Raw genomic sequence first — 23,233 nt, forward strand, 5'->3', positions numbered from 1 at the left:
GCAGCAAGGCCGCGCCGCACCGACCGCGTTTCCGCAACCCACCGCGGTTTCAGATGCTGATCGCACGCGCCCGCTGTCATGTTCACCGCACCGGTTCAGCGCGGAGGCATCGACGGCAAATCGACGTGCAGGTCGCTGGCGGACCCAAACTGGGGCATTCGCGAGGTACCGAGATCGTCGCCCCCGGGGCCCGCGGGAGCAGCGCGGACCACTTCGGCTGCCCGCCGCCCCGGGCGACGCAGGCGGTTTTCCGCGGGGTCTTGGCTGTTGTTGACGATCTGTCTAACATGACTCGACATCGAACAAGCGCAGGTGCCGCGGCGCCGGAGCGGGTTCGACATCCGGCGACGCCTCCCGGCGCGGCGGACAGCTGCCGCAGCAGCGGCACCGGCACAGCGAGGTGACGACCGCTTGAGCTCCCGAGGAATCACCGCCACCGACGGCACGCCGCTGGCCGTGTTCGAGCGCGGCGACCCCGACAAACCGACGATCCTCGCGGTGCACGGCTATCCGGACGACCACACCGTGTGGGACGGGGTGACCGAGGCGCTGGCCGAGCGCTTCCACGTGGTCGCCTACGACGTGCGCGGGGCCGGCGGCTCGGGGCGTCCGCGGCAGCGCAGCGCCTACCGCCTGGACCAGTTGGCCGCCGACCTGCGTTCGGTCGTCGACGTCGTCAGCCCGGACCGGCCGGTACACCTGCTCGCGCACGACTGGGGTTCCATCCAGAGCTGGCACGCGGTCACCGGCGACGAGCTGCGCGGACGCATCGCCTCGTTCACCTCGATCTCCGGCCCGTGCCTGGACCACGCGGGCGCCTGGTTCCGCAGCAAGCTGCGCCGGCCGAGCCCGCGCAACCTGCGCGAGGTGGCGACCCAGCTGGCCTGCTCCGGCTACATCGGGTTCTTCCAGCTCCCGCTGATCCCCGAACTCGCCTGGCGCAGCCGGGTTCTGCCGCGGGTGATCGACCGGCTGGAGAAGTCCGACCCGGCCGCGGCCGAACACCCCACCCGTCCGGCCACCGCCGACGGCATCGACGGGCTGGCCCTCTACCGCAGCAACATGCTGCCGCGGCTGGGCCGGCCCGGAGCCCGGCGCACCGATATCCCGGTGCAGGTCATCGCACCCACCGGCGATCCGTTCGTGACCGCGCCCGCGCAGTCCGGCATCGCCGAGTGGGCGCCGGACTCCTGGGTGCGCCGGGTGCCCGGCGGGCACTGGCTGCCGCGCACCCGTCCGGACGTGGTGGCCCGTTGCGCGACCGAGCTCGTCGACCACGTCGAGTGTGGGCAGCGGCCCCGTTCGCTGCGCCGCGCGCGCACCGGCACATCGCACGGCGCGTTCGGTGACCGGCTGGTGGTCGTCACCGGCGCGGGCAACGGGATCGGGCGCGAGCTGGCCCTGGCGCTGGCCGATCGCGGGGCGCAGGTGGTGGCCGCGGACAGCGATCCCGCCGCCGCCGAGCGCACCGCGGAACTGACCGCGGCGCGGGGCCCGCGCGCGCACGCCTACGAGGTGGACGTCTCGGACGGCGCGGCGATGGAGGACTTCGCCAAGCGGGTTCGCGCCGAATCGGGCGTGCCGGACATCGTGGTGAACAACGCGGGCATCGGCCTGGCCGGCACGTTCGCCGACACCGCGGTGCGCGACTGGCAGCGGGTCATCGACGTGAACCTGTGGGGCGTGATCCACGGGTCCCGGCTGTTCGCCGAGCAGATGACGGCCCGCGGCGAGGGCGGCCGGATCGTCAACATCGCCTCCGCGGCCGCCTACCTGCCCTCGCAGACCCTGTCGGCCTACGGGGCGACGAAGGCCGCGGTGCTGGCGCTGAGCCAGAGCATGGGCGCCGAACTGGCCGGTTCCGGGATCTCGGTGCACGCGATCTGCCCGGGGCTGGTGAACACCGGGATCACCGGGCGGACCCGGTTCGCCGGTACCGACGAGGCCGAGCAGGCCGACCGCAGGCAGGCGGCCGGGATGCTCTACCAGCGCCGCAACTTCACCCCGGAGCGCGCTGCACGGGACATCCTGCGCGCGGTCGAGCGGGGCAAGGCGGTCGCCCCGGTGACGCCGGAAGCCAAGGTGGGCCTGGCGCTGTCCCGGTTGAGCCCGGGGCTGCTGCGCGCGCTCGCCCGCACCGGCAGGTCACCGGTCTGAACGGAGAGGAGATCCCATGTCCACGGAGCAGATTCCGCACGGCGCGGATCCCGGCGAGCCCGACCGCGTCGCGCTGCACGCGCGCAACGTCTCGTTCGACTGGTCCGCGCTGCCGCGGCACTGGGTGCCCGGCGATCCGTTCGCCACGCACATGATCAACGTGCTGCACCTGTTGCTGCCGGAAGGCGAGCGCTGGTTCGTGCACGTGTTCAAGCAGGCGCTGCCGCTGATCCGCGACGAGCGGGTCGCCGAGGACGTGCGCGGGTTCATCGGCCAGGAGTCGATGCACGCCGAGTCGCACCAGGGCGTGCTGGACCACTTCGACGCGCACGGGCTGGACACCCGGCCCTACGTCAACCAGATCTCCTGGATGTTCGGCCGGTTGCTCGGCGACCGCGGGCACACGGGTGCGCGTGCCGAAGAGTGGGTCGTGGAGCGGGTTTCCATCATCGCCGCGATCGAGCACTTCACCGCGGTGCTGGGCCAGTGGGTGCTCGACGCGGGCGAGCTGGACCGCGCCGGCGCGGACCCGACCATGCTGGACCTGCTGCGCTGGCACGGCGCCGAGGAGGTCGAGCACCGCAGCGTGGCCTACGACCTGCTGCAGCACCTGGATCCGCGCTACGCCCGCCGCGCGCGCGGGATGGCGGTGGCCGGGCCGGTTTTCGTCTGGTTGTGGGCGCGGGGCGTGCGGTTCCTGATGGCCAACGACGACCAGTGCCCGCGGCGGATCAAGCCGAGCGTGCGCCAGTGGTTGCGGACCGGGCGCGCGGGCCTGACGCCGAGCGTGCGGGAGCTGGGCACCGCGGCACCGGCCTACTTCCGGCCCTCGTACCACCCGTCGCAGCACGGCTCGACCAGCACGGCGATCAACTACCTGGCGACCTCACCCGCCGCGCTGGCGGCCGAGCCATGACCGGGAAGCTCGGCCTGCCCGCCGACCTGTACGGGCGCAGGCGGGCGGACCGGTCCATGCGGGTGCTGCGGGCGCTGATCGGCGGCACCGAATGGATCCGCAACTACCGCGCCGGGCGGCGCCACCCGGTCACCCCGGTCGATCGGGACCTCGCGGTGCTCGTCGACGAGGTGCGCGAGGTGGCCGCGGACGTGGTGGCGCTGCGGCTGCGCGCGGCGGGCGGCGGGCCGCTGCCCGCGTGGCAGCCGGGTGCGCACGTGGACGTGCTGCTGCCGTCCGGGCGGATGCGGCAGTACTCGCTGTGCGGGGATCCGGCCGACCGCGGGCACTACCGGATCGCGGTGCGCCGCCTGGCCGACGGCGGTGGGGGCTCGCGCGAGGTGCACGGCCTGCGCCCGGGCGACCGGCTGACGTTGCGCGGTCCGCGCAACGCGTTCCCGTTCGCCACCGCCGAGCGCTACCTGTTCCTGGCCGGTGGGATCGGGATCACGCCGATCCTGCCCATGGTGCGCGCGGCGGCCGCGCGGGGTGCGGACTGGCGGTTGGTGCACACCGGCCGCACCCGGGAGTCGATGCCGTTCGCCGCGGAGCTGGCGCGGCTGGATCCGCAGCGGGTGTGGATCCGGCCGGATACCGAGTACGGGATCCCCGCTTCCGGTGCCGAGCTGCTGGAACACGCGCCGAGCGGGGCCAGCGTGTACTGCTGCGGCCCGGTGCCGATGATCACCGGGGTGCGCATCGACCTGCCCGGTGCCGACGTCGGCGCGCTGCACTTCGAGCGGTTCTCCGAACCTCCGGTCACCGGCGGCGCGGCGTTCGGGGTGCAGTTGGCGCGCAGCGGGATCGACCTGCAGGTGCCCGCGGACCGCTCGGCGCTGTCGGTGATCCGCGAACGGCTGCCGCAGGTCGCCTATTCCTGCAGGCAGGGCTTCTGCGGGACGTGCCGGGTGCGGGTGCTGTCCGGCGAGGTCGAGCACCGCGATCACGTGCTCACCGACGAGGAGCGGGAGCAGGAGATGATGATCTGCGTCTCCCGGTCGGCGGGCGGTCGCGTGCGCCTGGACCTGTGATGCGAAACTTCCGGGGTTGACCTCGAACATGCAGCGCCCGCCGGCTTCCTCCGCGCCGCGGCCCGCCCGCCGGATGGCTCCGGAGCAGCGCCGGGAGCACCTCGTCTCGACCGCGCTGCAGCTCTACAGCGCGCACGCGCCGGAGGACGTCTCGATCGACGACATCGTCGGTGCCGCCGACGTGTCGCGCGCGCTGTTCTACCGGTACTTCGCCAACATCCGCGAGGTGCACGAGGCCGCGCTGGGCACGGTGGTCGACGAGCTGATCGGGCGGCTGGGTGGTCCGGCGCCCGGTGACTTCCGCGAGCAGCTGCGCGCGGCGCTGACCGAGTTCATCGGGTTCGTGCAGACCTATGCCGACAGCTACACGGCCTTGTTGCGCAGCGGTTCCACCGTCGCCACCAGCGCCACGGAGGGACTGGTGGAGCGGGTCCGCGAGCACGTGGTGGAGCTGGTCTGCTTGCGCTGCGGGATCGAGGAGCCGACGGGCGCGCTGCTGCTGACGCTGCACGGCTGGGTGGCGGTGGTCGAGACGACGCTGGTGCGCTGGCTGCAGGAGCAGGGCATTCCACGGGAGAGCCTCGAATCCTGGTTCGCCGACCAGCTGTTGAGCATGGTCGCCACCACCGCCGAGCACGATCCGGCCACCGCCGCGCAGACCGCCCACCTGCGCTGAACCGGGTCGAACCGCGCGTTCAGGGCGCGTTCTCCCATTCGTCACCTGGCCGGTGGTGCCGCGCGCGCACAAAACATGAAAGATTCTCGCGGAAGTGCCCGCGACCGCCGACTGGGGGAACCGAGATGACCGCGCTGACCAGGCGCCGCTTCCTGCTGACCACCGGAGTCACCGCGACCGCCCTGGGCAGCGGGTTCCTCGGTTCCGCACCGGCGTGGAGCAGCCCCCGGGACCGCGCGCTGCGCCCGGACGGCAGCACGCTCAGCACCGCGGCCGCGGCCGACATCGGTGAGGGCTACCGCAGGCTCACCGCAGGCCCCGGGTGGCCGATGGTGGTGCGCACCGACCTCGTCGGCGCCGACGCCACCCGCGACGAGCGGCGCGAACCCGTGGCGGCCTTCACCCAGTTCACCGATCTGCACATCACCGACGCGCAGAGCCCGGTGCGCTTCGAATACCTGCATCCGCTGCTGGGCGGGGCTTTCCGGCCGCAGGAGACGCTCGGCGCAGTGGCCACGACCCGGCTGGTGCAGCGGGTCAACGGGCTGTCCGGGGCGCCGGTGACCGGGCGCCCGCTGGACTTCATGATCACCACCGGCGACAGCACCGACAACCACGAGCAGGTCGAGCTGGACTGGTACTTCGGGCTGCTCAACGGCGGCCGCCTCGCACAGAACACCGGTGCCGACGACCGCTACGAGGGCGTGCAGGACTCCGGCGACCCGCTGTACTGGCACCCGGACGGCCAGGTGCGCGATCGGTTCCGCGAGCGCGGGTTCCCGCTGGTGCCAGGACTTCTCGACGACGCGCTGCGCGAGTTCGACACCCCGGGCCTGCGCATCCCGTGGTACGCGACGTTCGGCAACCACGACAACACGGCCCTGGGCACGCTACCGAGCACGTTGGTGCCGAACCTGGACGAGCACTACACGGGTTCGCGCAAGATCATCGGCCGCGACGAGCGGGAATCCCGGCGCGACGCCGCCGCGCTGCAGGACCCGCAGCACCGCCGGGACGCCCCGCGGGTGCTGGACACGCGCGGCGGGATCACCCGCGACATCACCCCCGACCAGCGGCGCGCACCGCTGAGCACCCGGGATTTCCTGCGCGCGCACACCGATCCGGCCAACACCGGCCCCGGCCCGGTCGGGCACGGGTTCGGCCCGGATCAGGTCGAGGAGGACGCGGCCTACTACACGTTCCGCATCGCACCCGGAGTCACCGGGATCGGCCTGGACAGCACGAACACCGCCGGATTCGCCGAAGGCTCGCTGGGTCTGGAGCAGTTCCGCTGGCTGGAGCGCACGTTGACCGCAGGCAGCTCGCGCTACGTCGACGAGCTCGGCCACGAGCAGCGGCAGGCGGCGACCGATGAGCTGTTCGTGCTGTTCAGCCACCACACCAGCAGCACGATGAACGCGCTGCTGCCCGATTCGCGCCGGCCCGGTGAGCCGCGCAAGTCCGGTGGTGCGCTGGTGGATCTGCTGCACCGGTTCCCGAACGTGCTGGCTTGGGTCAACGGGCACAGCCACCGCAACGAGATCCTGGCGCACCGCGCCGACGAGCCGGAGCACGGGTTCTGGGAGATCAACACCGCCTCGCACGTGGATTTCCCGCAGCTGGCCCGGATCATCGAGCTCGCCGACAACGGCGACGGGACGCTGTCGCTGTTCACCACGCTCATCGAGGCGGACAGCCCGTACCGGGCCGACTACGCCGACCGCTCCCCCGCGGCGCTCGGCGCGCTCTACCGCGAGCTGGCGTTCAACGACCCGCACACCGACCCCGCCGAGCTCGGCGAAGCCGGCGACCGCAACGCCGAGCTGCTCATTCCCGGACGGCTGCCCGTGCGCTGAGCGGGTGTTGTGCCCCGGCGCGGGTCGCGGATAGGTTCGCCGCGCGGAAAGCGGTGCGGTGCGGAGGTTCTGCGGATGTCGCGTTCGGTGGATGTCGCCGTGGTCGGCGGCGGGGTGCTCGGGCTGGCCACGGCGCGGGCGGTGCTGCTGGCGCACCCGGAGGCCTCGGTGGCGGTGCTGGAGAAGGAGGACCGCTGGGGCGCGCACCAGTCCGGCAACAACAGCAATGTGATCCACAGTGGACTGTACTACGCGCCGGGCAGCAGCAAGGCCCGGTTCGCCCGGCAGGGCGGCGAGCTGATGATCCGCTACTGCCAGGAGCACGGCGTTCCGGTCCGCCGCACCGGCAAGATCGTCGTGGCCACCTCCACCGAGCAGCTGCCCCGGCTAGCGGCGCTGCACGAGCGCGGCCGGGCGAACGGGGTCACCGCGCAGCGGCTGTCGGCGCGCGAGATCGCCGAGCTGGAACCGCACGTGGCCGGGGTGGCGGCGCTGTCGGTAGCCGAGACCGCGCTGACCGACTTCGGCGCGGTGTGCGCGGCGATGGCGGCCGAACTCGGCGGGCTGGGCGCCGAACTGCGCACCGGTGCGCCGGTGCTGTCGCTGACCCCGGACGGCCCGCGCACCCTGCTGCGCACGCCCGCCGAGGACTACCGCGCCCGGGTGTTCGTCAACTGCGCCGGACTGCACAGCGATGTCCTCGCCCGCCGCGCCGGGGCCCGACCGGCGGTGCGCATCATGCCGTTCCGCGGCGAGTACGCCGAACTGCTCGGCGCCGCGCGCGGTCTCGTGCGCAACCCGGTCTACCCCGTTCCGGATCCGGCGCTGCCGTTCCTGGGCGTGCACGTCACGCCGATGCTGGACGGATCCGTCCACGTAGGACCGAACGCGGTTCCCGCACTGGCCCGCCAGGGTTACCGCAGGCGGGACGTGGACCCGCGGTTGGTCGGCGAGTTGCTGCGCGATCCGGCACTGCGCGGCCTGGCGCGCAGGCACTGGCGTTCCGGGGCCACCGAGCTCGCGCGCTCGCTGATCCACCCGCTGTTCGTGCGCGACGTGCGCAAGCTGGTGCCCGAGGTCCGCTCGGCGGACCTGCGCAGGCACGGCAGCGGGGTGCGCGCGCAGGCCGTCACCCGCAGCGGCGAGCTCGTCGACGACTTCGCGATCAGCAGTGGCGCCGGCGGCATCCACGTGCTCAACGCGCCGTCCCCCGCCGCCACGTCCAGCCTGCTCATCGGCTCCCGGATCGCCGCCGAGGTGCTCGACCGGCTGGAGCTGCCCGACCGCGCGGCCGGGCTGCGGTCCACCGAACCCGAGTAGCCGGTCCGGTCAGTCCGCCGCGAAGTCGGTGCCGGTCAGCTCCGCCGAGACCTCCCACAGCCGGCGCGCGGAGTGCGGATCGCTGGCCGCGGCGGACCGGCCGACCAGGGTCGGGTAGCCGTGCATCTCGTGCCGGCCGTCCGGGCCGACGTAACTGCCGCCGGGGATGTCCTGGTCGAGGGCGAACAGCGTGGGCAGCGCGGCCTTGCGCGGCGGTTGGGCGAAGGCACGACCCGCGGCGTGCGTGAGCGAGGTCAGCAGCTGCCCGCGCCCGGGGGTGCCGAGGTTGGTGGCCGCGTAACCGGGGTGCGCGGCCAGCGCGCGCACCGCGGATCCGGTCCGGGTGAACCTGCGCTGCAGTTCGAGCACGAACAGCAGGTTGGCGAGCTTGGACTGCGCGTAGCCCTTGACCCGTCCGTACCCGGAACGTTCCAGGTCCAGGTCGCCGAAGTGGATCCGCCCCGCGCGGTGCGCCCCGGACGCCACGGTGACCACGCGCCGGGTGATCTGCGGCAGCAGCAGGTTGGTCAGCGCGAAGTGGCCGAGGTGGTTGACGCCGAACTGCGTCTCGAAACCGTCCGCGGTGCGCCCGCGGTCGACCATCGCGACCCCGGCGTTGTTCACCAGGACGTCGATCTCGCCGCCGAATCCCGCAGCGAACGCGCGCACAGAGGAAAGATCGCCCAAGTCGAGCTCGCGCACCTCGGTGCTGCCGCCGACCCGGCTCGCCGCGCGCGCTCCGCGTTCGCGATCGCGGACGGCCAGCACCACGTGCGCTCCGGCCCGGGCCAGGCGCTGCGCGGTGGCCAGCCCGACCCCGCTGGTGGCACCGGTGATCACCGCGGTCCGTCCCGCGTAGCCGGTGAGTTCGTCGGCCGTCCATCGGTTCTGCAGCATCCCGGCAAGATATACGCACCGGCGCGCAGGTGGTCAAACCGCCCGGACGCGGCACGGGACCGGTTGCCGCGCACCGCGAACCGGACGGCGGGGGCGGACCGGGTGGCGCCGGGTCCGTGGTCGCACCAAACCAGTTAGCAGTCCGAATTACATGAATCGGACTTTATATTTCGGCACGCGAACTACATTTCGAGCGAATCCATCGGATTGGATGAAGCGGACTTTTTCCGCGCGATTCCCGTTCACCTGCGCGATATCGGATCCGTCTACTAGGGTTCCCCGGAATTGACAGCGACCTTTGCGCAATTCAAGAACGCCGCTGCCAAGCGAGCCGCTCGCCGCCCGACGGGCAGGCACGGACGACGTGAGGAGTGTTTTTCTTGACGAGCTCGGTCGACACCGGATCCGGCGATTTCTCCCCGGAGGACGTGACCGTCACCGAACCCGGCGTGATCCGGCGCGCCGTCGGCGCCGCCGCGGTGGGCAACGTGACGGAATGGTTCGATTTCGGCGTCTACTCCTACCTCGCGGTCAAGATCGAGAGCGTGTTCTTCACCGATCTCTCGCCGACCATGGGCACCATCGCGACGCTGGGCACCTTCGCCGCGGCATTCCTGGTGCGCCCGTTCGGCGGTCTGTTCTTCGGGCCGCTCGGCGACCGCATCGGCAGACAGAAGGTGCTCTCGCTGACCGTGATCATGATGGCGATCAGCACGTTCATCATCGGCATCCTGCCCGACTACGAGGCGATCGGCGTCGCGGCACCGATGCTGCTGCTGCTCGCCCGGCTGCTGCAGGGCTTCTCGACCGGCGGCGAGTACGGCGGGGCCATGGCCTTCATCGCCGAGTACGCCCCGGACCGGCGGCGCGGATTCCTGTGCAGCTTCCTGGAGTTCGGCACGCTCACCGGCTACGCGATGGGCGCCACGTTCGCCACCGCGCTGGAACTCGCGCTGTCCGAGGAAGCACTGCTGAGCTGGGGATGGCGCATCCCGTTCCTCGTCGCGGGGCCGATCGGCGCCATCGGGCTGTACCTGCGGATGAAACTGGAGGAGACGCCGGCCTTCGCCAAGATCGCGGCCGAATCCGAAGGCCGCGAGGGCAACCAGACGCTGACCGAGTTCCGCAAGATCTTCGTCAACCACTGGCGCCCCATGCTCGTCTGCGGCGGCATCGTGCTCGTGTTCAACGTGACGAATTACATGCTCACCAACTACATGCCCACCTACCTGACGCAGACGCTGCCGGACAGCGGATACGCGGGCACGTCGAGCACCGTCTCCGAGATGCTGCAGATCGCGGTGCTCGTGGTGTCCATGGTGCTGATCACCTTCGTCGGCAGGCTCAGCGACCGCATCGGGCGGCGGCCGATCATGTTCGCCGGATGCGCGATGCTCGTCGTGCTGTCCGTCCCGGCGGTGCTGCTGCTGCGCACGGGCGGCACCGGCGCCACCTTCGCCGGGCTCATGCTCATGGGGCTGATGCTGCTGTGCTTCAACTCCACGTCGCCGTCCACGCTGCCCGCGCTGTTCCCCACCGACATCCGCTACGGCGGGCTGTCCATCGCGTTCAACATCTCGGTGTCGCTGTTCGGCGGCACGGCCGCGACCGCGGTCGCCGCGCTCATCGCACTCACCGGGGACCTGAACATGCCCGCCTACTACCTGATGGCGGCCGGGGTCATCGGCGCGGTCGCGGTGTACTTCGCCACCGAGTCCGCCGGCAAGCGGCTGCCCGGTTCACCGCCGGCCGCGGTGGACGAGGCCGAGGCGCGCGAGCTGGTCGGTTCCCATCGCTGAGGCGTCCGGGCCCGCCGTCCCGCGGGCGGCGGGCCCGGCACCGCGCATCATCCCGCGCGCAGCACCGACCGGGTCCACAGCGTGATCGCACCGGCGATCGCGAAGATCCCGACCGCTTCCACCGCCAGGGCCACGACGACCTGATCCATGGGTTCCTCCCCGGGGACACCGAGCTTCGGGGGCGGGTCCGCCTCCCACGAGGGGAATCGCCGCGGGTGACCGCGGCATTTCACCCGGCGGGATCAGGCCGAGCGGAACTGCGCGTGGCGGTCGGCGGCCAGGCCCGGACCACCGGGAACCACCACCTGCCCGGTGCTGCAGCCGCGCGCGTCCAGCACCCAGCCCATCCGCTTGCGGGTGCGCAGCTCCAGGACGCTCTCCCGCAGCCGCAGCCAGGGCAGCTTGCCGCTGAGTAGCCGCTCCACCCGGACCAGCTCGGCGGGAGACGCCGTCCACAGGGTGAACATCAGGTTCGAATCGCCCGAAACCGACGCGCACAGGCGCAATTCCGGCAACGTGACCAGCGACTGCACCGTGCGGTCCAGGTCCGCGGGCGGGACATGGGCGAACCAGGTGCACACCACCGGCCACCGGGACCGCAGGTGCGCGACCTCGCAGCGGAACGACAGCACCCCCGAAGACAGCAGCCGGGACACCTGCCTGCGCACGGTCGCCGGGTTGCGGCCGGTCAACCGCGCGAGATCGGCCGCGCTGCGCCGCCCGTCCGCGGTCAGCGCCTCCACCAGCGGCCAGTACTCGTCCGGCAGCGGCACCGCGGGACGCACGTCGGCCACCGGAACCGCCTCGCGCAGCCGCGCCTGCTGCTCGCGGTCCAACGCGTCCAGCCGCCAGAGGCTGCCCTCCCAGTGCATCGCCGTCGCCAGCCGGGTGTCCACCCGGCGCACCCCGCCGATCCGCGGCAGGTCGTCCAGCGCGAACCGGGTCAGCGCGTCGCGGTCCGGTAGCAGCGCGGTCACCAGCAGATCCCGGCCGCCCGCCGCCTCCTCCACGGTCGCCGCCCGCGGATCGGCGCATAGCGCGGCGATCACCTGCTCGCGCTCGGCCGGCGAGACGTCCAGCTCCAGGAACGCCACCGTCGTCGTGCTGCTGCGCCGTCCCGGGTGCGCGGTCACCCACGCCAGGCCCGCCTCACGCAGCCGCTGCCAGCGGTGGGCCAGCGTGGTGGCGGTGCTGCCCAGTACCCGCGCCGCCTGCGCCCAGCTGACCCGCGGCGCGATCTGCAGCGCGTGCAGCAGCGCCAGGTCCTGCTCGTCGAACTCCGGATGCACGAATCACCCTCCCAACGCCCGGCTCGTGCGCGAATCGCGCGATATCCCCGCGCCCGGACCGCGACGATTCCACACTTCCCGGCACCGCGTCAGCACGCGGACCGCCGCAGGACAGGAGCGAGATGTCGGGTCACGAGGTCGCCGGGGTCCACGAGGACGCCCGGGAGATGCACGGCGAACTGGTGCAGCTGCGGCACGCGCTGCACGCCGAGCCGGAGATCGGGCTGGAGCTGCCCCGCACGCAGGACAAGGTGCTGGAGGCCGTCGACGGGCTCGGCCTGGAGATCAGCACCGGCACCGGGCTGAGTTCGGTGACCGGTGTGCTGCGCGGTGCCGGGGACGGCCCGGTCGTGCTGCTGCGCGGCGACATGGACGCGCTGCCGGTCGGCGAGGCCGACGGGCTGGACTACCGGTCCCGGTTCGCGGGCCGGATGCACGCGTGCGGCCACGACCTGCACACCGCCATGCTGGCCGGGGCCGCGCGGCTGCTGGCCCAGCACCGCGACCGGTTGCGGGGCGATGTGGTGTTCATGTTCCAGCCCGGCGAGGAGGGTTTCGACGGCGCGCGCGCCATGCTGGACGAGGGCGTGCTGGAGGCGGCCGGGCGCCCGGTGGCGGCCGCGTTCGGCATGCACGTGTTCTCCGCGCTGCTGCCGCAGGGCACGTTCGTCACCCGCCCCGGCACGATGCTGTCCGCCTCCGACGAACTGCACGTGGTGGTCCGCGGCTCGGGCGGGCACGGCTCGGCCCCGCAGCACGCGCGGGATCCGGTCACCGCCGCGGCCGAGATGGTCACCGCGCTGCAGACGATGGTCACCCGCCGCTTCGACGTGTTCGACCCGGTGGTGATCTCGGTCGGTTCGCTGCACGCGGGCGAAGCGGTCAACGTCATCCCGGACCGGGCGCGGTTCTCGGCCACGGTGCGCACCTTCTCGGACACCGCCCGAAGTCGGGTGCTCGACGAGGCGCCCGCGCTGCTAGGCGGGATCGCCGCCGCGCACGGGGTGGCGGTGGAGGTCGACGTCGCGGCCGGCTACCCGCCCACGGTGACCGACGAGGACGAGACGGCGTTCGCGGTGCAGCAGGTGCACGAGCTGGTCGGCCCGCAGCGGCACGTCACGCTGCCGCACCCGTTCTCCGGTTCCGAGGACTTCTCCCGGGTGCTGGATTCGGTGCCGGGCAGCTTCATCGGGCTCGGCGCGGCACCGGCCGACGGCGATCCGCAGCGAGCGCCGTTCAACCACTCCCCGCACGCCCGGTTCGACGACGCGGTGCTCGCCGACGGGGCCGCGCTCTACGCCGCGCTCGCGTTGGCGCGCACCGGCGACCGCTGAGGCGCACTCCCCCACCCCTCCGACCGAGCAGGATCTGCGATGAGCTCCACGACCGCACCACCGATCGCCCCGTCCACACGCAGGAAAGCGGTGCTGGCGGCATCGCTGGGCAACTTCATCGAATGGTTCGAATACACGCTGTACGGGTTCTTCGCCGCCGCGATCGCGATGAACTTCTTCCCCGGCGGGGCGTCCTCGCTCATCCCGACCTTCGCGGTGTTCGGGGTGGCGTTCGTGCTGCGCCCGCTGGGTGCGATCACGTTCGGGCACTTCGGCGACCGGATCGGCCGACGCACGGTGCTGGCGGTGGTGATCGTCGGGATGTCGCTGGCCACGTTCGTCATCGGCGCGTTGCCGACCTACGAGACGGCGGGGTTCGCGGCACCGGTGCTGCTGCTGCTCGCCCGCGCGGTGCAAGGGTTCTCGGCGGGCGGCGAATTCGGCGGGGCCACCGCGTTCATGGTGGAGTACGCCCCGCCGGGCCGGCGCTCGTTCTACGGCAGCTGGCAGTTCTTCACCCAGTTCCTCGGCGCGTTGACGGCCTCCGCGTTCGGCACGGTTCTCTCCACGGTGCTCAGCGAGCAGGCGGTCAACGCCTGGGGATGGCGGATCCCGTTCCTGCTGACCCTCCCGCTGGGGCTGATCGGGCTCTACCTGCGGCTCAAGATGGACGAGACACCGGAGTTCCAGCGGGATGCGGGAACCGCGGAGTCCGCCGCACCGCTACTGGTGACCGTGCGCGAGCACGGGCGCTCCGTGCTCACCATCATCGGCATGATCATCTCCGGGACGACGGCGACCTACCTGGTGCAGGCGTTCCTGCCCGCCTACCTGGTGCAGTCGGTGGGCTTGCCGCAGCGGCAGGTGTTCACCGCCATGCTCATCGGACTGGCGCTGCTGGTGGGTTCGGTCCCGCTGTGGGCGCTGCTGGCCGACCGGTGCGGGCGGCACAAACCGTTCCTGGTCGCCTCACCGCTGGCCACCGCGATCGGCACGGTTCCCGCGTTCCTGCTCCTGCTGCACGGCAGCTTCGCGTCCACAGTGGCCGGTTACGTGCTGATGACGGTGCTGTTCTCCCCCGCGCTGGGCAGCCTCGCCACGGCGATGTCCGACCTGTTCCCCACCGAGATCCGCTATAGCGGGCTGTCCCTGGCCTACGGCACGGCGGTCTCGGTCTTCGGCGGGTTCACCCCGCTGATCCTGGCCTCGCTGGCCGATACCACCGGCAGCCACCTGGCCCCGGCGGCCTACTTGACCGGCACGGCGGTGATCTCGCTGACCGCGGCGCTGCTGCTCCCGGAGACCGGGAGCCGTGCGCGCTGACCGGGCGGTTCAGCGCGGCCCGGCCACGCGCAGCGCCGTCCGCACCGCCGCGTCGCGCAGGCCGGGCAGGCGGCGGGACATCGCCAGCGCCGCCATGCCGCGCGACATGCGCGCCACCCGCGCGGCCGGTCCGCGGCGCAGCGCGTCGTAGCGGGCGAGACCGTCGGCGACGCGGCGGTCCTGGAGGCATTCCGCGAGGACCACGCCGTCCACGATCGCCTCGCACGCACCACGTCCGGCGTTGGGCGTCATGGCGTGCGCGGCATCGCCGATGAGCGCCACCTCGCCGCGCACGTAGCTGGGCGGGGCGGGCGCCAGCGCGTAGAGGTCGTGGCGCAGCACCGCGTCCTCGGTCAGCCGCGCGAGCACCTCACGCACCCGCTCGGGGAACCCGGCGAAGCGCTCGCGCAGCTCGATCACCTCGCCCGCCGCGGCGCGCTCACCTTCCGGGGCTCGGGCGCTGGCGAACCAGTTGGTGCGCCTGTCCTCCTGCGGGGTCATGCCGAACAGCGCGCCGCGGCCCCATGTTTCGGTCAGCTCGGCGCACGGGCCGTCGACCGTGCCCCGCCAGGCGGTGCAGCCGGTGTAGCGGGGGCCGTAGCGCGGTCCGAACCGCTCCGCGCGCAGCGCGCTGCCCACCCCGTCGGCGGCGACCACCACGTCGTACCCGGACAGCTCGCGGGTGCTGCGCACCGCGGTGCCGAAGGTGACCGCCGGGGCGGCCGAGGCGAGCAACCGCAGCAGCCGCGGCCGGGTCAGCAGGTGCACCGCGTCCCCGGTGCGCCGCTGCAGCTGTTCGGTGTCGATCGCGGCGATGCGCCGCCCGTCCGCGCGCCGCAGCGCCCCGCCCTGCTGCGCGGTGCCCGCGGCGCGGACCTGCTCGCCCAGCCCGATGCGGTCCAGCGCCTGCAGCGCGTGCGGCCAGAGACCGAGAGCGGTTCCGGTACCGGGGAGATCGACGGCGCGTTCGAACACGTCCACCTGCCAGTCCCGGGCGGCCAGCCCCACCGCGGTGGTGAGCCCGCCGATCCCTCCCCCGACGACCGCTGCTGTTCGTGCCATGCGACCACGGTACTATGCATGTAGTAGGAATGCACTACGCACGTAGTAGGGAGAGGGGATGGCCGGACGACGCGGACAGGTGCTGGACGCGGCGGTGCAGGTGCTGGGCACCGACGGGCTCGGCCGGGTCACCTACCAGCAGGTGGACGCGCGGGCAGGCGTGCCCGCGGGCACGGCGTCCAACCACTTCCGCAACCGGGAGGCGCTGCTGACCGGGATCGTGCAGCACGTAGCCGACCTGGACCGCGCGGCCTGGGACGCCTTCGCCGCCGGAGCACGCATCACGGGCAGCACCGAGCTCGCCGAGGCGCTGCTCAGCTACCTGCGGCACGCGGCCGGACCGGACCGCGCGCGCACCCTGGCCCGCTACCGGCTGTTCCTGGAGGCCGCGCTGCGCCCGGACCTGCGCGCGACACTGGTGGACACCCGCGCCGAGATCGTGCGTTGGGCCGGTGAGCAGCTGGCCCGCTCCGGAACACCGCAACCCGACGAGCGCATCCGCACCCTGCTGGACTGCGTGGACGGCCTGCTGCTGCACCTGGTCACCGTGCCGGACGCCCCCGATCCCGGGCCCGCCGTGCGCGACCTGACCGCGGGCCTGCTCAACGCAGCGGATCCAGCGAACGCAGCAGGTCCGGAACCCGGTTCGTCGTGATCGCCTCCGCCAGGAGCGGTCCGGTCACGGCCCGAACCGTCCACAGTTGACAGTCGACGGCGAGCGGTACGGCTACCGGCATGGCGGGATCCACCAGTGAACGCAGTCCAGCCTTGAGGACCGGCAGCTCCGGGAACGGCAGGGCCGGGGGTCAGCACCCCACGTTGTCCCAGGAAGCCCGGCCGCAGGACCGATCCCGGTCACCGCTAACGGACGACGCGACGACCCCGCGCCCACTCGTCAACCGAGAACCCCTCGCAGAGCAGGAAGGTCGGTCAACGACGCGACGACCACGGGTGCTCCGGCGGCGCGCAGCGCATCAGCGGAGTACTTGCCAGTGGCGACGCCGACGATCCGAGCACCGGCTACGAGCGCAGCCGCCACGTCGTTGGGCGTATCTCCGATGAGAACCACGCGGTCTGCCGGTACCTCGCTACCGAGCTGCCGCCCTGCACGTGCACGAGCGATCCCGACCAACTCGGCTCGGTCACGGTGGTCGTCGCCGTACGCGCCGATCGATAGGTCGAGGTAGCGGTCAAGACCGAACGCCTCGACCTTGATCCGTGCGACTTCGGTGGTGTTCCCGGTGAGCACGCTCTGCCACGTGCCGGGATCAGCAGCGAGATCCGCAAGTGCTCGCCATGCGCCGGGGAGGACCCGACCGCGGGTGGTGAGCTCGTCGACCGCCTCCCGATAGCCGTCGGCGAGCGCAGCGGCCAACCGAGTGACAGACCCCTGGGTGCAGTCCAACCGGTGCAGTCGCAGCGTGTTGTGGATGATGTCGAGCTCGGTGCTTCCCTGCACGAGCGAGAGTTCGCGCAGGGGCTCTCCGGTCACCGCGGGAAACACTCTTTCGTACACGTCGTGTCCGATCCCGCGGCTTTCGAGCAACGTGTGGTCGATGTCCCAGAGCACCAGGCGGGGTCGGCTATCGAGTGCCATGAGCACCAGTATCGCAGCTGATCGATACCGAACCATCGGTTCTTGCTACAGCTGCCCCCCGCGTTCGCACACAGGTCAAGGGCGAACACAAGGCGAAAATGGGGCGTCACCCGGTATGCGCCGCGGGATTGACATGCAAGGCGACCCGAAGTCTTCACTTGATCAAGGAATGTGCCACGCCCAGTCCGACAGCTCCGCCCGCTGCTGATCACGTCAGGCCCGCCATCGGTATGGTGGGGGCTCTTGTGACGGGAGGCGACGATGGCGACACGACGAGACTCCCTCGCCGCTCGACGCGAGGCACTGGGGTTGAGCCAGGAAGCCCTGGCCCGCGAACTGGACGTGGAACTGTCGACGGTCGGACGGTGGGAGCGCGGGACATTGACACCGCAGCCCCGACGACGTCCGGAGTTGGCACGAGCTCTGCACATCTCGCTCGACGCGTTGGCCGGGTTGCTGAACCCGGCACCGTCCCCCGATCCGCCTGCCGCTGCACGCGCAACGAACCGGCACCCCGACACCGCATCCCGGCACGGGTCCCTCCCCGATCCGCCCACTGCCGGGAACGCGTCCGATCAGGTCGACCAGCTGCACCGGGCTTACCAGGCCGCACGATATGACGACGTCCGACGCCTGCTCCCATCGGTGACAACGGCGGTCGACGAACTCGTCGCCCAGACCGCGCAGCCGACGCGCCACGCGCTCAGCGTGCGCTGCAGCCTGCACATCGTCACCGCGAAACTGGCTACGAAGGTAGGAAATCACGCCGAAGCTGGTATAGCGGCGGAACGAGCCAGAACCGCGGCGGAGACCGCCGAGGACACGTTCGGGCAGGCCGCGGCCGCGTATCAGCGAACGTGCGCCTTGCTGCGCACCGGCGACGTCGACGACGCTGAGCAGGTGGCCGCGTCAGCAGCAAGCAGCACGCGAAGCCGCGACCCGCAGAGCGTGACCTGGCGAGGCGTCATGATGTTGATCGGCGCAGTCATCGCCGCTCGCCGCAACGACGCGACCGAGGCAGGTCGTCGTCTTGACCACGCCGAGGAACTGGCTCGACTTCTCGGTGCGGACGCCAACATCGGGTGGACCGCCTTCGGCCCGACGAACGTGCTCATCCACCGGTCGTCCGTTGCGGTCGCCCTGGGCGATCCTCGAACCGCACTGAACCGGGCGGATCAGATCGACGTCACCCGGATGCCGGTCGGACTCAACGGACGTCAAGCCCGGTTCCACCTCGACAACGCATGGGCGCACACCCAGCTCGGTGAAGACCCCGAAGCGGTGATCCACCTCCTGGACACCGAACGCGTCGCCCCAGAACTCATGCGCACGAACCCGGGCACCCACCGTCTCATCCACAAGCTGCTGACCCGCGAACGCCGTTATCGAGTACCCGGCCTGCGCGAACTCGCACACCGCGCCGGAGTCGCCGCATGACCCGGCGCGCGCGGTGCGTGTACCTCGTGGCGGCGGCCGCTCCACCGATCCTGCGCATCGAGCCGTTCCTCACCGCGCTGCGCGCTGAGGGCTGGACGGTCGCGCTCATCGCGACCCCGACCGCGGCCACCTGGATCGACCTCGACGCCCTCGCGGCCGCAACGGACTGCGCCACCCGCGTGCACCCGCGCCCACCTCGTGAACCGGATTCGCTCCCGCCGGCCGATGCGGTCGTCGCCGCGCCAATGACGTTCAATTCAATCAACAAGTGGTCCGCCGGGATGAGCGACACCCTCGCGCTCGGAGTGCTCAACGAGATGCTCGGCGCCGACGTCCCCGTCCTCACCGTCCCGTGCGTGAAGACCGTGCTGCGCAAGCACCCCGCCTACGCCGAGAGCATCCGCCGGCTGACCGGCGCGGGCGCAACGGTGCTGAACTCCGACGCTGTCACGGTGAAAGCCGAGGACGGACTGGCGACGTTCCGCTGGGCAGAAATCACCTCGGCACTGCACGAGCTGACCGGACCCGCCTAAGCCGATCAATCGCCTTCCACGGCTGGCCACCGCGATCCTGGTGAAGGTCTCTCACGCGAGAAGGCGGCTTTGCGTCCCTGGTATCCGGAGCGGTCGACAAGTGATCCCGCTCGGAACCGTACCGCCGTGTTGACGCCGCATTTCCGCCGCAGCATCGCTCTGGTGAACCGCGCTGACCAGACGATCTACTGGGCAGCGGACCAACCACCCGCGCAACCGGAAACGATGCACATGACGATGCTCTCCACCGACGAACAAGCCCCGCACATCGCGGCGATCCGGCACAGCGTGCTCGCCGGCTTCCGGTTCCTGCACCTGCGCGACACGAGTCAGCAGATCATCGCGATCAACGCCGAACGCGTGCGCGGGGGAACGGTCGAGACGTTCACGATCCGAGCCATGCACGAAGCCCTCGCCGGCCGGTTCCGCACCGACGACTACCCCGCCGGTGACCCGGTGTGGCAGCAGCACGGCACGGCGGCCGACGTCATCACCGCGCTGCTCGACCTGCCCCCGCCCGACTCGCCGCAAGCGCCGACGCGAACACTCCGCCGCCCCAGCGGGCTGTGGCTGCCCGGTCAGCGCTAGCAGCGAGCGCGGGGATCCGGATCGACTGGATCACGCTGCGCCGCAGCCGGTTCCGCTGGGGCACGCGATCGCGCTCGGGCAGCCCGCACCGCGGCCAGCGCGCCACCCGCCAGCACCGCGGCACCCAGCAGCGGCCCCCATCCCCAGGTGCGCAGCGCCGCCCCGAACAACCGCCGCACAGCCGAATCCGGGTCGACCAGCACCACTGCCACGAGCAGGAAGGCCAGCAGCACGGTCACCGCGGACAGCAGCGTGCGCAGCCTGCCGAACCGGTTCCCGCGGCGAACGATGATCCGCGCCGAGCGCACCAGCCGGCGCACCTGGAGCACCTGCAGCGCGGCGACCACGCGCACCAGCCGCAGCACCTGGACCGGCCCGATCGCGAAGAGCACCGCGGGCACGGTGAGCACGGTGATCGTCACCAGCCACCAGTGCTCGCGCAGCCAGCGCATCCGGTTCCCGCTGCGGAAGAACAGCAGCGCCGACTCACCGGCCAGCACCAGCATGGACAGCCAGTTGATCAGCGTGCCCAGCACACCCACCGGGCCATCCAACGGGCTCAGGAACACCGCGGGCACCGAAACCGCCGCCGCGATGAGCACCGGGACGCGCAGCGTCTCCTCCAGCCGCTCGGTGCGCGCCGACTCGCCGACCTCGGTGGAACCCATGGGGCGAATCCTACGAAACGCCTGATCCGGACGACCCGGATGCCCGCCGGTCAGCTGCGCGGCCACCTGCGATCACGGGCGTGCTGCGCGTTCGGCGTTGCCGCCCAGGCGTTTCCGCGACCCTTGACGCCCGTTCACGCACCGGGGCAGACTCCGGCGCGGTCGCTGTGGTGCACCGCACCGCGCTACGCCGACGAGGAGGTCTCGGTGGCCGGTCCGCAACCGATGCGCGCTCCGCTGTTCGTCCCCGGCGAGCGCACCGACCGCCTCCCCTCCGCACTGGCCAGTCCCGCCGACGCCGTCATCCTCGACCTGGAGGACTCGGTGGCGGCCGCGGCCAAGGAACCCGCGCGGCGCGCGGTCACCGACGCCGTCCGCAGCGCCCCCGCGGGCGCACACCTGCTGGTCCGGATCAACGGACTCGACTCCCCCTGGTTCGCCGACGATCTCGCAGTCCTGCACCCGGTGCTGCACCGGCTCGCCGGTGTGCTGCTGCCGAAGACCGCCGCGGCCACCGACGTGGACGAGCTCGCCGCGGCGTTGCCGGACGGACCGAGCGTGGTGCCGATCGTGGAATCGGCGGGCGGTGTCCTGGAAGCGTCCCGGATCGCCGCCGCGCGCCGGGTCTCCCAGCTGCTGTTCGGGCCGGCCGACCTCGGTGCCGAACTCGGTGTCGCCGTCACCCCGGCCGGGCGGGAACTCGCGCACGCGCGCTCGGCCGTGGTACTGGCCGCGGCCGCCGCCGGGCTCGCCCGCCCGCTGGACGGACCGCACCTGGCGCTGGGCGATCCGGACGGCCTGCGCACCGGATGCCTGGCCGCCCGCGAACTCGGTTTCGGCGGCAAAGCCGCCATCCACCCCGAGCAGCTGCCCGCCGTGCGCGAGGTGTTCGCTCCGTCCGAGCAGGAGGTGTCCTGGGCGCGCACCGTGCTGGCCGCCTACCGGGAGTCGTCCGGTCCGGGCGCGGTCCGGCTGGACGACGGGACGTTCGTGGACGAACCCGTCGCCCGCCGGGCCGAGCAGATCATCGCCGAGCACTCGGCGGCGGCATCATGACCGGACCGGGAAACGCCCTCGGCAGGCGGGGATTCCTCAGCAGGCGGGGATTCCTCGGCATCGCGGCGCTCGCGGCGGCCGCGCTTCCCGGCTGCGCGAGCGCGCGCGACCCGATCGCGGCGACCTACATCCCGGAGAGCTACGACGACCTCTACCCGGGCGTCGAGCACTTCCTCGGTGCGCTGCACCGGGAAACCGGCGGGGAACGCAGCTACGAGGTCTTCGACGCGGGAACGCTGCTCGGTGCCGAACAACTGCTGCCCGGGCTGCTCATGGACATCGCCGAGCTGATCTTCCAGACGAGCTCGTACGTCTCCTCCTCCTACCCGGCACTGAGCGTGATGGAACTCCCCTTCGTCACGGGGAATTTCGCCCAGCACCGGCGCGCGATCGACCCGGACGGCCCGCTGCACGCCGAGATCAACGACCAGTTGCGCCCGCGCGGACTCCGGCTGCTGGGCAGCCTGCCGACCTCGCTGGAATACCTCTGGACCGCGGCCGCACCGATCCGCGAACCCGCCGACGTGCGCGGGATGCGCATCCGGGTGGCGGGCGAGATCGAGGGCGAGACGGTCAAGGCGCTGGGCGGCGCGCCGGTGACCATGGGCTCCTCCGAGGTCTACGAAGCGCTGGAGCGCGGCACCATCGACGGGCTGATGAGCTACGTGGGCACGCTCGTCTCCCGCGACCTGCAGCAGATCGTGCGGTACGGGACGGTCGCGCACTTCGGCGCCTACACCTTCGACGCCTACTGCCGCGCCGACTGGTATGAGCAGCAGCCCGAACCGGTGCGCCGTGCGCTGCGCGCGGCGAGCAGGTCGCTACACCGGCAGGGCACCGACTCGATGCTCGCGGTGCACGAGCGCGACTACCTGCCGGCGATCGCCGAAGCCGGGGTGCAGCTGGTCGAACCCGGTGCCCGCGAGCTCGCCGCCTTCCGCCGCGCCACGGCCCCGGTGCACGAGAAGTGGCGCGCAGCGGTGGGTCCCGCCGTCGCCGATCGGATGCTGGCCCGCGTGGACGAGGCGTGAGGTGACGGGAATGCGCGTGCTGGACGGGGTGCGCCGGGCGGTGCTCGGCTGCACCCGGACCCTAGCCGGAACGGCGATGCTGGTGATCGGGCTGATGATGCTCACGATCAGCTACGACGTGGCGGCCCGGTTCCTGTTCGCCGCGCCCACCGACTGGGCCTACCCGCTCAACGCGGTCGGGGTGTTGGCCGCGACCGCGCTGGCCGCCCCGCACCTGTACGCGCGGGGCGCGCACATCGGCATGGACCTGGTGCACCGCGGTCTCGGCCCCCGCGCGCAGCGGGCGTGCGATGCGGCCACGGCGGTGAGCGCACTACTGCTCGGCGTGGTACTCGCGGTCACCGGCTTCCGCTCGATGCAGGTCGGCCTCACCGGCGGACTCGTCGGTGCGGGCACCTTCGGCATTCCACTGTGGATCCCGGACGCCCTGCTCGGTATCGCCGGAGTCCTGCTGGCGGTCGTAGCGGTCCTGTTTCCCCCGAGCGCACAAGACGACCCGGCCGGAGAAGCCGATGTTTAGGAACTGCCCGCTCCAGCGACGACAGCCGCTTCCACCCACCGATCAACCGGCACCGCCGCGGGTTCTCATACGCCATCTCGGGAGGACAGCCGCAGCGCCGTGCA

Annotated in this window: 21 protein-coding genes and 1 pseudogene; 17 read left to right on the forward strand and 5 right to left on the reverse strand. The window is 72.0% G+C overall.

Annotation, left to right across the window (positions count from 1 at the left end):
* The first annotated feature begins 411 nt into the window (after positions 1–411).
* The 6 genes from IQ251_RS00730 (at position 412) to lhgD (ending at position 7,995) form a co-directional block, all read left to right on the forward strand.
* Complete coding sequence (locus tag IQ251_RS00730; RefSeq protein ID WP_228045894.1) at positions 412–2,157, forward strand: SDR family oxidoreductase; 1,746 nt, start codon at positions 412–414, stop codon at positions 2,155–2,157.
* A 16-nt stretch (positions 2,158–2,173) separates the two neighbouring features.
* Positions 2,174–3,073: a metal-dependent hydrolase gene (locus IQ251_RS00735; protein WP_193926423.1), complete on the forward strand. Its 900-nt coding sequence runs from the start codon at positions 2,174–2,176 to the stop codon at positions 3,071–3,073.
* Complete coding sequence (locus IQ251_RS00740; RefSeq protein WP_193926424.1) at positions 3,070–4,143, forward strand: PDR/VanB family oxidoreductase; 1,074 nt, start codon at positions 3,070–3,072, stop codon at positions 4,141–4,143. The genes IQ251_RS00735 and IQ251_RS00740 overlap by 4 nt, the downstream gene beginning before the upstream one ends.
* Positions 4,144–4,159: 16 nt before the next feature.
* The gene (locus IQ251_RS00745; protein WP_228045895.1) at positions 4,160–4,819 is read left to right on the forward strand and encodes a TetR/AcrR family transcriptional regulator; all 660 of its coding nucleotides are present in this window, start codon (positions 4,160–4,162) and stop codon (positions 4,817–4,819) included.
* Between the two features lie 125 nt (positions 4,820–4,944).
* Positions 4,945–6,675: a TIGR03767 family metallophosphoesterase gene (locus IQ251_RS00750; RefSeq protein WP_193926425.1), complete on the forward strand. Its 1,731-nt coding sequence runs from the start codon at positions 4,945–4,947 to the stop codon at positions 6,673–6,675.
* 75 nt (positions 6,676–6,750) lie between these two features.
* Positions 6,751–7,995 carry an L-2-hydroxyglutarate dehydrogenase gene (lhgD, locus tag IQ251_RS00755; protein WP_193926426.1) on the forward strand — a complete coding sequence of 415 codons (1,245 nt, stop codon included), beginning with the start codon at positions 6,751–6,753 and terminating at the stop codon, positions 7,993–7,995.
* 9 nt (positions 7,996–8,004) lie between these two features.
* On the opposite strand, the gene IQ251_RS00760 is transcribed toward lhgD, so the two are convergent.
* A complete protein-coding gene (locus tag IQ251_RS00760; protein WP_193926427.1) occupies positions 8,005–8,892 on the reverse strand; it encodes an oxidoreductase in 888 nt (295 codons plus the stop codon).
* A 380-nt stretch (positions 8,893–9,272) separates the two neighbouring features.
* Between IQ251_RS00760 and IQ251_RS00765 the strand changes: the two genes are divergently transcribed.
* Positions 9,273–10,691, forward strand: coding sequence for an MFS transporter (locus IQ251_RS00765; protein WP_228045896.1), 1,419 nt, complete (start codon positions 9,273–9,275; stop codon positions 10,689–10,691).
* A gap of 242 nt (positions 10,692–10,933) precedes the next feature.
* Here the strand turns inward: IQ251_RS00765 and IQ251_RS00770 are convergent, their stop codons facing one another.
* The gene (locus IQ251_RS00770; RefSeq protein ID WP_193926428.1) at positions 10,934–11,980 is read right to left on the reverse strand and encodes an Lrp/AsnC family transcriptional regulator; all 1,047 of its coding nucleotides are present in this window, start codon (positions 11,978–11,980) and stop codon (positions 10,934–10,936) included.
* 122 nt (positions 11,981–12,102) lie between these two features.
* On the opposite strand from IQ251_RS00770, the gene IQ251_RS00775 reads away from it, so the two are divergent.
* Positions 12,103–13,314: a M20 metallopeptidase family protein gene (locus tag IQ251_RS00775; RefSeq protein WP_228045897.1), complete on the forward strand. Its 1,212-nt coding sequence runs from the start codon at positions 12,103–12,105 to the stop codon at positions 13,312–13,314.
* A gap of 39 nt (positions 13,315–13,353) precedes the next feature.
* The gene (locus tag IQ251_RS00780) at positions 13,354–14,637 is read left to right on the forward strand and encodes an MFS transporter (RefSeq protein ID WP_193926429.1); all 1,284 of its coding nucleotides are present in this window, start codon (positions 13,354–13,356) and stop codon (positions 14,635–14,637) included.
* 9 nt (positions 14,638–14,646) lie between these two features.
* Here IQ251_RS00780 and IQ251_RS00785 read toward each other — a convergent pair whose 3' ends face one another.
* Positions 14,647–15,699: an FAD-dependent monooxygenase gene (locus tag IQ251_RS00785; RefSeq protein ID WP_193926430.1), complete on the reverse strand. Its 1,053-nt coding sequence runs from the start codon at positions 15,697–15,699 to the stop codon at positions 14,647–14,649.
* A gap of 58 nt (positions 15,700–15,757) precedes the next feature.
* Between IQ251_RS00785 and IQ251_RS00790 the strand changes: the two genes are divergently transcribed.
* Positions 15,758–16,354, forward strand: coding sequence for a TetR/AcrR family transcriptional regulator (locus tag IQ251_RS00790; RefSeq protein ID WP_193926431.1), 597 nt, complete (start codon positions 15,758–15,760; stop codon positions 16,352–16,354).
* A gap of 240 nt (positions 16,355–16,594) precedes the next feature.
* Here the strand turns inward: IQ251_RS00790 and IQ251_RS00795 are convergent, their stop codons facing one another.
* The gene (locus IQ251_RS00795; RefSeq protein WP_193926432.1) at positions 16,595–17,296 is read right to left on the reverse strand and encodes an HAD family hydrolase; all 702 of its coding nucleotides are present in this window, start codon (positions 17,294–17,296) and stop codon (positions 16,595–16,597) included.
* A 261-nt stretch (positions 17,297–17,557) separates the two neighbouring features.
* On the opposite strand from IQ251_RS00795, the pseudogene IQ251_RS20160 reads away from it, so the two are divergent.
* The 4 genes and pseudogenes from IQ251_RS20160 to IQ251_RS00810 all read left to right on the forward strand — a co-directional run.
* A pseudogene (locus IQ251_RS20160) lies at positions 17,558–17,680 on the forward strand (helix-turn-helix domain-containing protein); the annotation flags it as partial.
* A gap of 261 nt (positions 17,681–17,941) precedes the next feature.
* The gene (locus IQ251_RS00800; protein ID WP_370591139.1) at positions 17,942–18,733 is read left to right on the forward strand and encodes a hypothetical protein; all 792 of its coding nucleotides are present in this window, start codon (positions 17,942–17,944) and stop codon (positions 18,731–18,733) included.
* On the forward strand, positions 18,730–19,266 hold the full coding sequence (locus tag IQ251_RS00805) for a flavoprotein (RefSeq protein WP_193926434.1): 537 nt from the start codon (positions 18,730–18,732) through the stop codon (positions 19,264–19,266). The genes IQ251_RS00800 and IQ251_RS00805 overlap by 4 nt, the downstream gene beginning before the upstream one ends.
* A gap of 162 nt (positions 19,267–19,428) precedes the next feature.
* Positions 19,429–19,854 carry a hypothetical protein gene (locus IQ251_RS00810; protein ID WP_193926435.1) on the forward strand — a complete coding sequence of 142 codons (426 nt, stop codon included), beginning with the start codon at positions 19,429–19,431 and terminating at the stop codon, positions 19,852–19,854.
* On the opposite strand, the gene IQ251_RS00815 is transcribed toward IQ251_RS00810, so the two are convergent.
* Entirely contained in the window at positions 19,851–20,522 is a 672-nt protein-coding gene (locus IQ251_RS00815; RefSeq protein ID WP_193926436.1) for a hypothetical protein, read from the reverse strand. The genes IQ251_RS00810 and IQ251_RS00815 overlap by 4 nt on opposite strands.
* Before the next feature lie 207 nt (positions 20,523–20,729).
* On the opposite strand from IQ251_RS00815, the gene IQ251_RS00820 reads away from it, so the two are divergent.
* Genes IQ251_RS00820 through IQ251_RS00830 form a run of 3 tightly spaced genes read left to right on the forward strand, consistent with a single transcriptional unit; the run spans position 20,730 to position 23,129 of the window.
* Positions 20,730–21,578, forward strand: coding sequence for an HpcH/HpaI aldolase/citrate lyase family protein (locus IQ251_RS00820; RefSeq protein ID WP_370591125.1), 849 nt, complete (start codon positions 20,730–20,732; stop codon positions 21,576–21,578).
* Positions 21,575–22,609, forward strand: a complete 1,035-nt coding sequence (locus tag IQ251_RS00825) for a TRAP transporter substrate-binding protein (protein WP_193926437.1) — start codon at positions 21,575–21,577, stop codon at positions 22,607–22,609. Before IQ251_RS00820 ends, IQ251_RS00825 begins: the two co-directional genes overlap by 4 nt.
* 10 nt (positions 22,610–22,619) lie before the next feature.
* Positions 22,620–23,129: a TRAP transporter small permease gene (locus IQ251_RS00830; protein WP_193926438.1), complete on the forward strand. Its 510-nt coding sequence runs from the start codon at positions 22,620–22,622 to the stop codon at positions 23,127–23,129.
* Positions 23,130–23,233 lie beyond the last annotated feature (104 nt).

The sequence above is a fragment of the Saccharopolyspora montiporae genome, from assembly GCF_015209505.1.
Taxonomy (GTDB): Bacteria; Actinomycetota; Actinomycetes; order Mycobacteriales; family Pseudonocardiaceae; genus Saccharopolyspora; species Saccharopolyspora montiporae.

Bases quoted from the DNA above. Each gene is read 5' to 3' on its own strand.
- IQ251_RS00735 (WP_193926423.1), top strand. From the start codon at position 2,174: ATGTCCACGGAGCAGATTCCGCACGGCGCGGATCCCGGCGAGCCCGAC.
- IQ251_RS00825 (WP_193926437.1), top strand. From the start codon at position 21,575: ATGACCGGACCGGGAAACGCCCTCGGCAGGCGGGGATTCCTCAGCAGG.
- IQ251_RS00785 (WP_193926430.1), bottom strand. From the start codon at position 15,699: ATGGCACGAACAGCAGCGGTCGTCGGGGGAGGGATCGGCGGGCTCACC.
- IQ251_RS00830 (WP_193926438.1), top strand. From the start codon at position 22,620: ATGCGCGTGCTGGACGGGGTGCGCCGGGCGGTGCTCGGCTGCACCCGG.
- IQ251_RS00815 (WP_193926436.1), bottom strand. From the start codon at position 20,522: ATGGGTTCCACCGAGGTCGGCGAGTCGGCGCGCACCGAGCGGCTGGAG.
- IQ251_RS00790 (WP_193926431.1), top strand. From the start codon at position 15,758: ATGGCCGGACGACGCGGACAGGTGCTGGACGCGGCGGTGCAGGTGCTG.
- IQ251_RS00805 (WP_193926434.1), top strand. From the start codon at position 18,730: ATGACCCGGCGCGCGCGGTGCGTGTACCTCGTGGCGGCGGCCGCTCCA.
- IQ251_RS00740 (WP_193926424.1), top strand. From the start codon at position 3,070: ATGACCGGGAAGCTCGGCCTGCCCGCCGACCTGTACGGGCGCAGGCGG.
- IQ251_RS00780 (WP_193926429.1), top strand. From the start codon at position 13,354: ATGAGCTCCACGACCGCACCACCGATCGCCCCGTCCACACGCAGGAAA.
- IQ251_RS00760 (WP_193926427.1), bottom strand. From the start codon at position 8,892: ATGCTGCAGAACCGATGGACGGCCGACGAACTCACCGGCTACGCGGGA.
- lhgD (WP_193926426.1), top strand. From the start codon at position 6,751: ATGTCGCGTTCGGTGGATGTCGCCGTGGTCGGCGGCGGGGTGCTCGGG.
- IQ251_RS00795 (WP_193926432.1), bottom strand. From the start codon at position 17,296: ATGGCACTCGATAGCCGACCCCGCCTGGTGCTCTGGGACATCGACCAC.
- IQ251_RS00775 (WP_228045897.1), top strand. From the start codon at position 12,103: ATGTCGGGTCACGAGGTCGCCGGGGTCCACGAGGACGCCCGGGAGATG.
- IQ251_RS00750 (WP_193926425.1), top strand. From the start codon at position 4,945: ATGACCGCGCTGACCAGGCGCCGCTTCCTGCTGACCACCGGAGTCACC.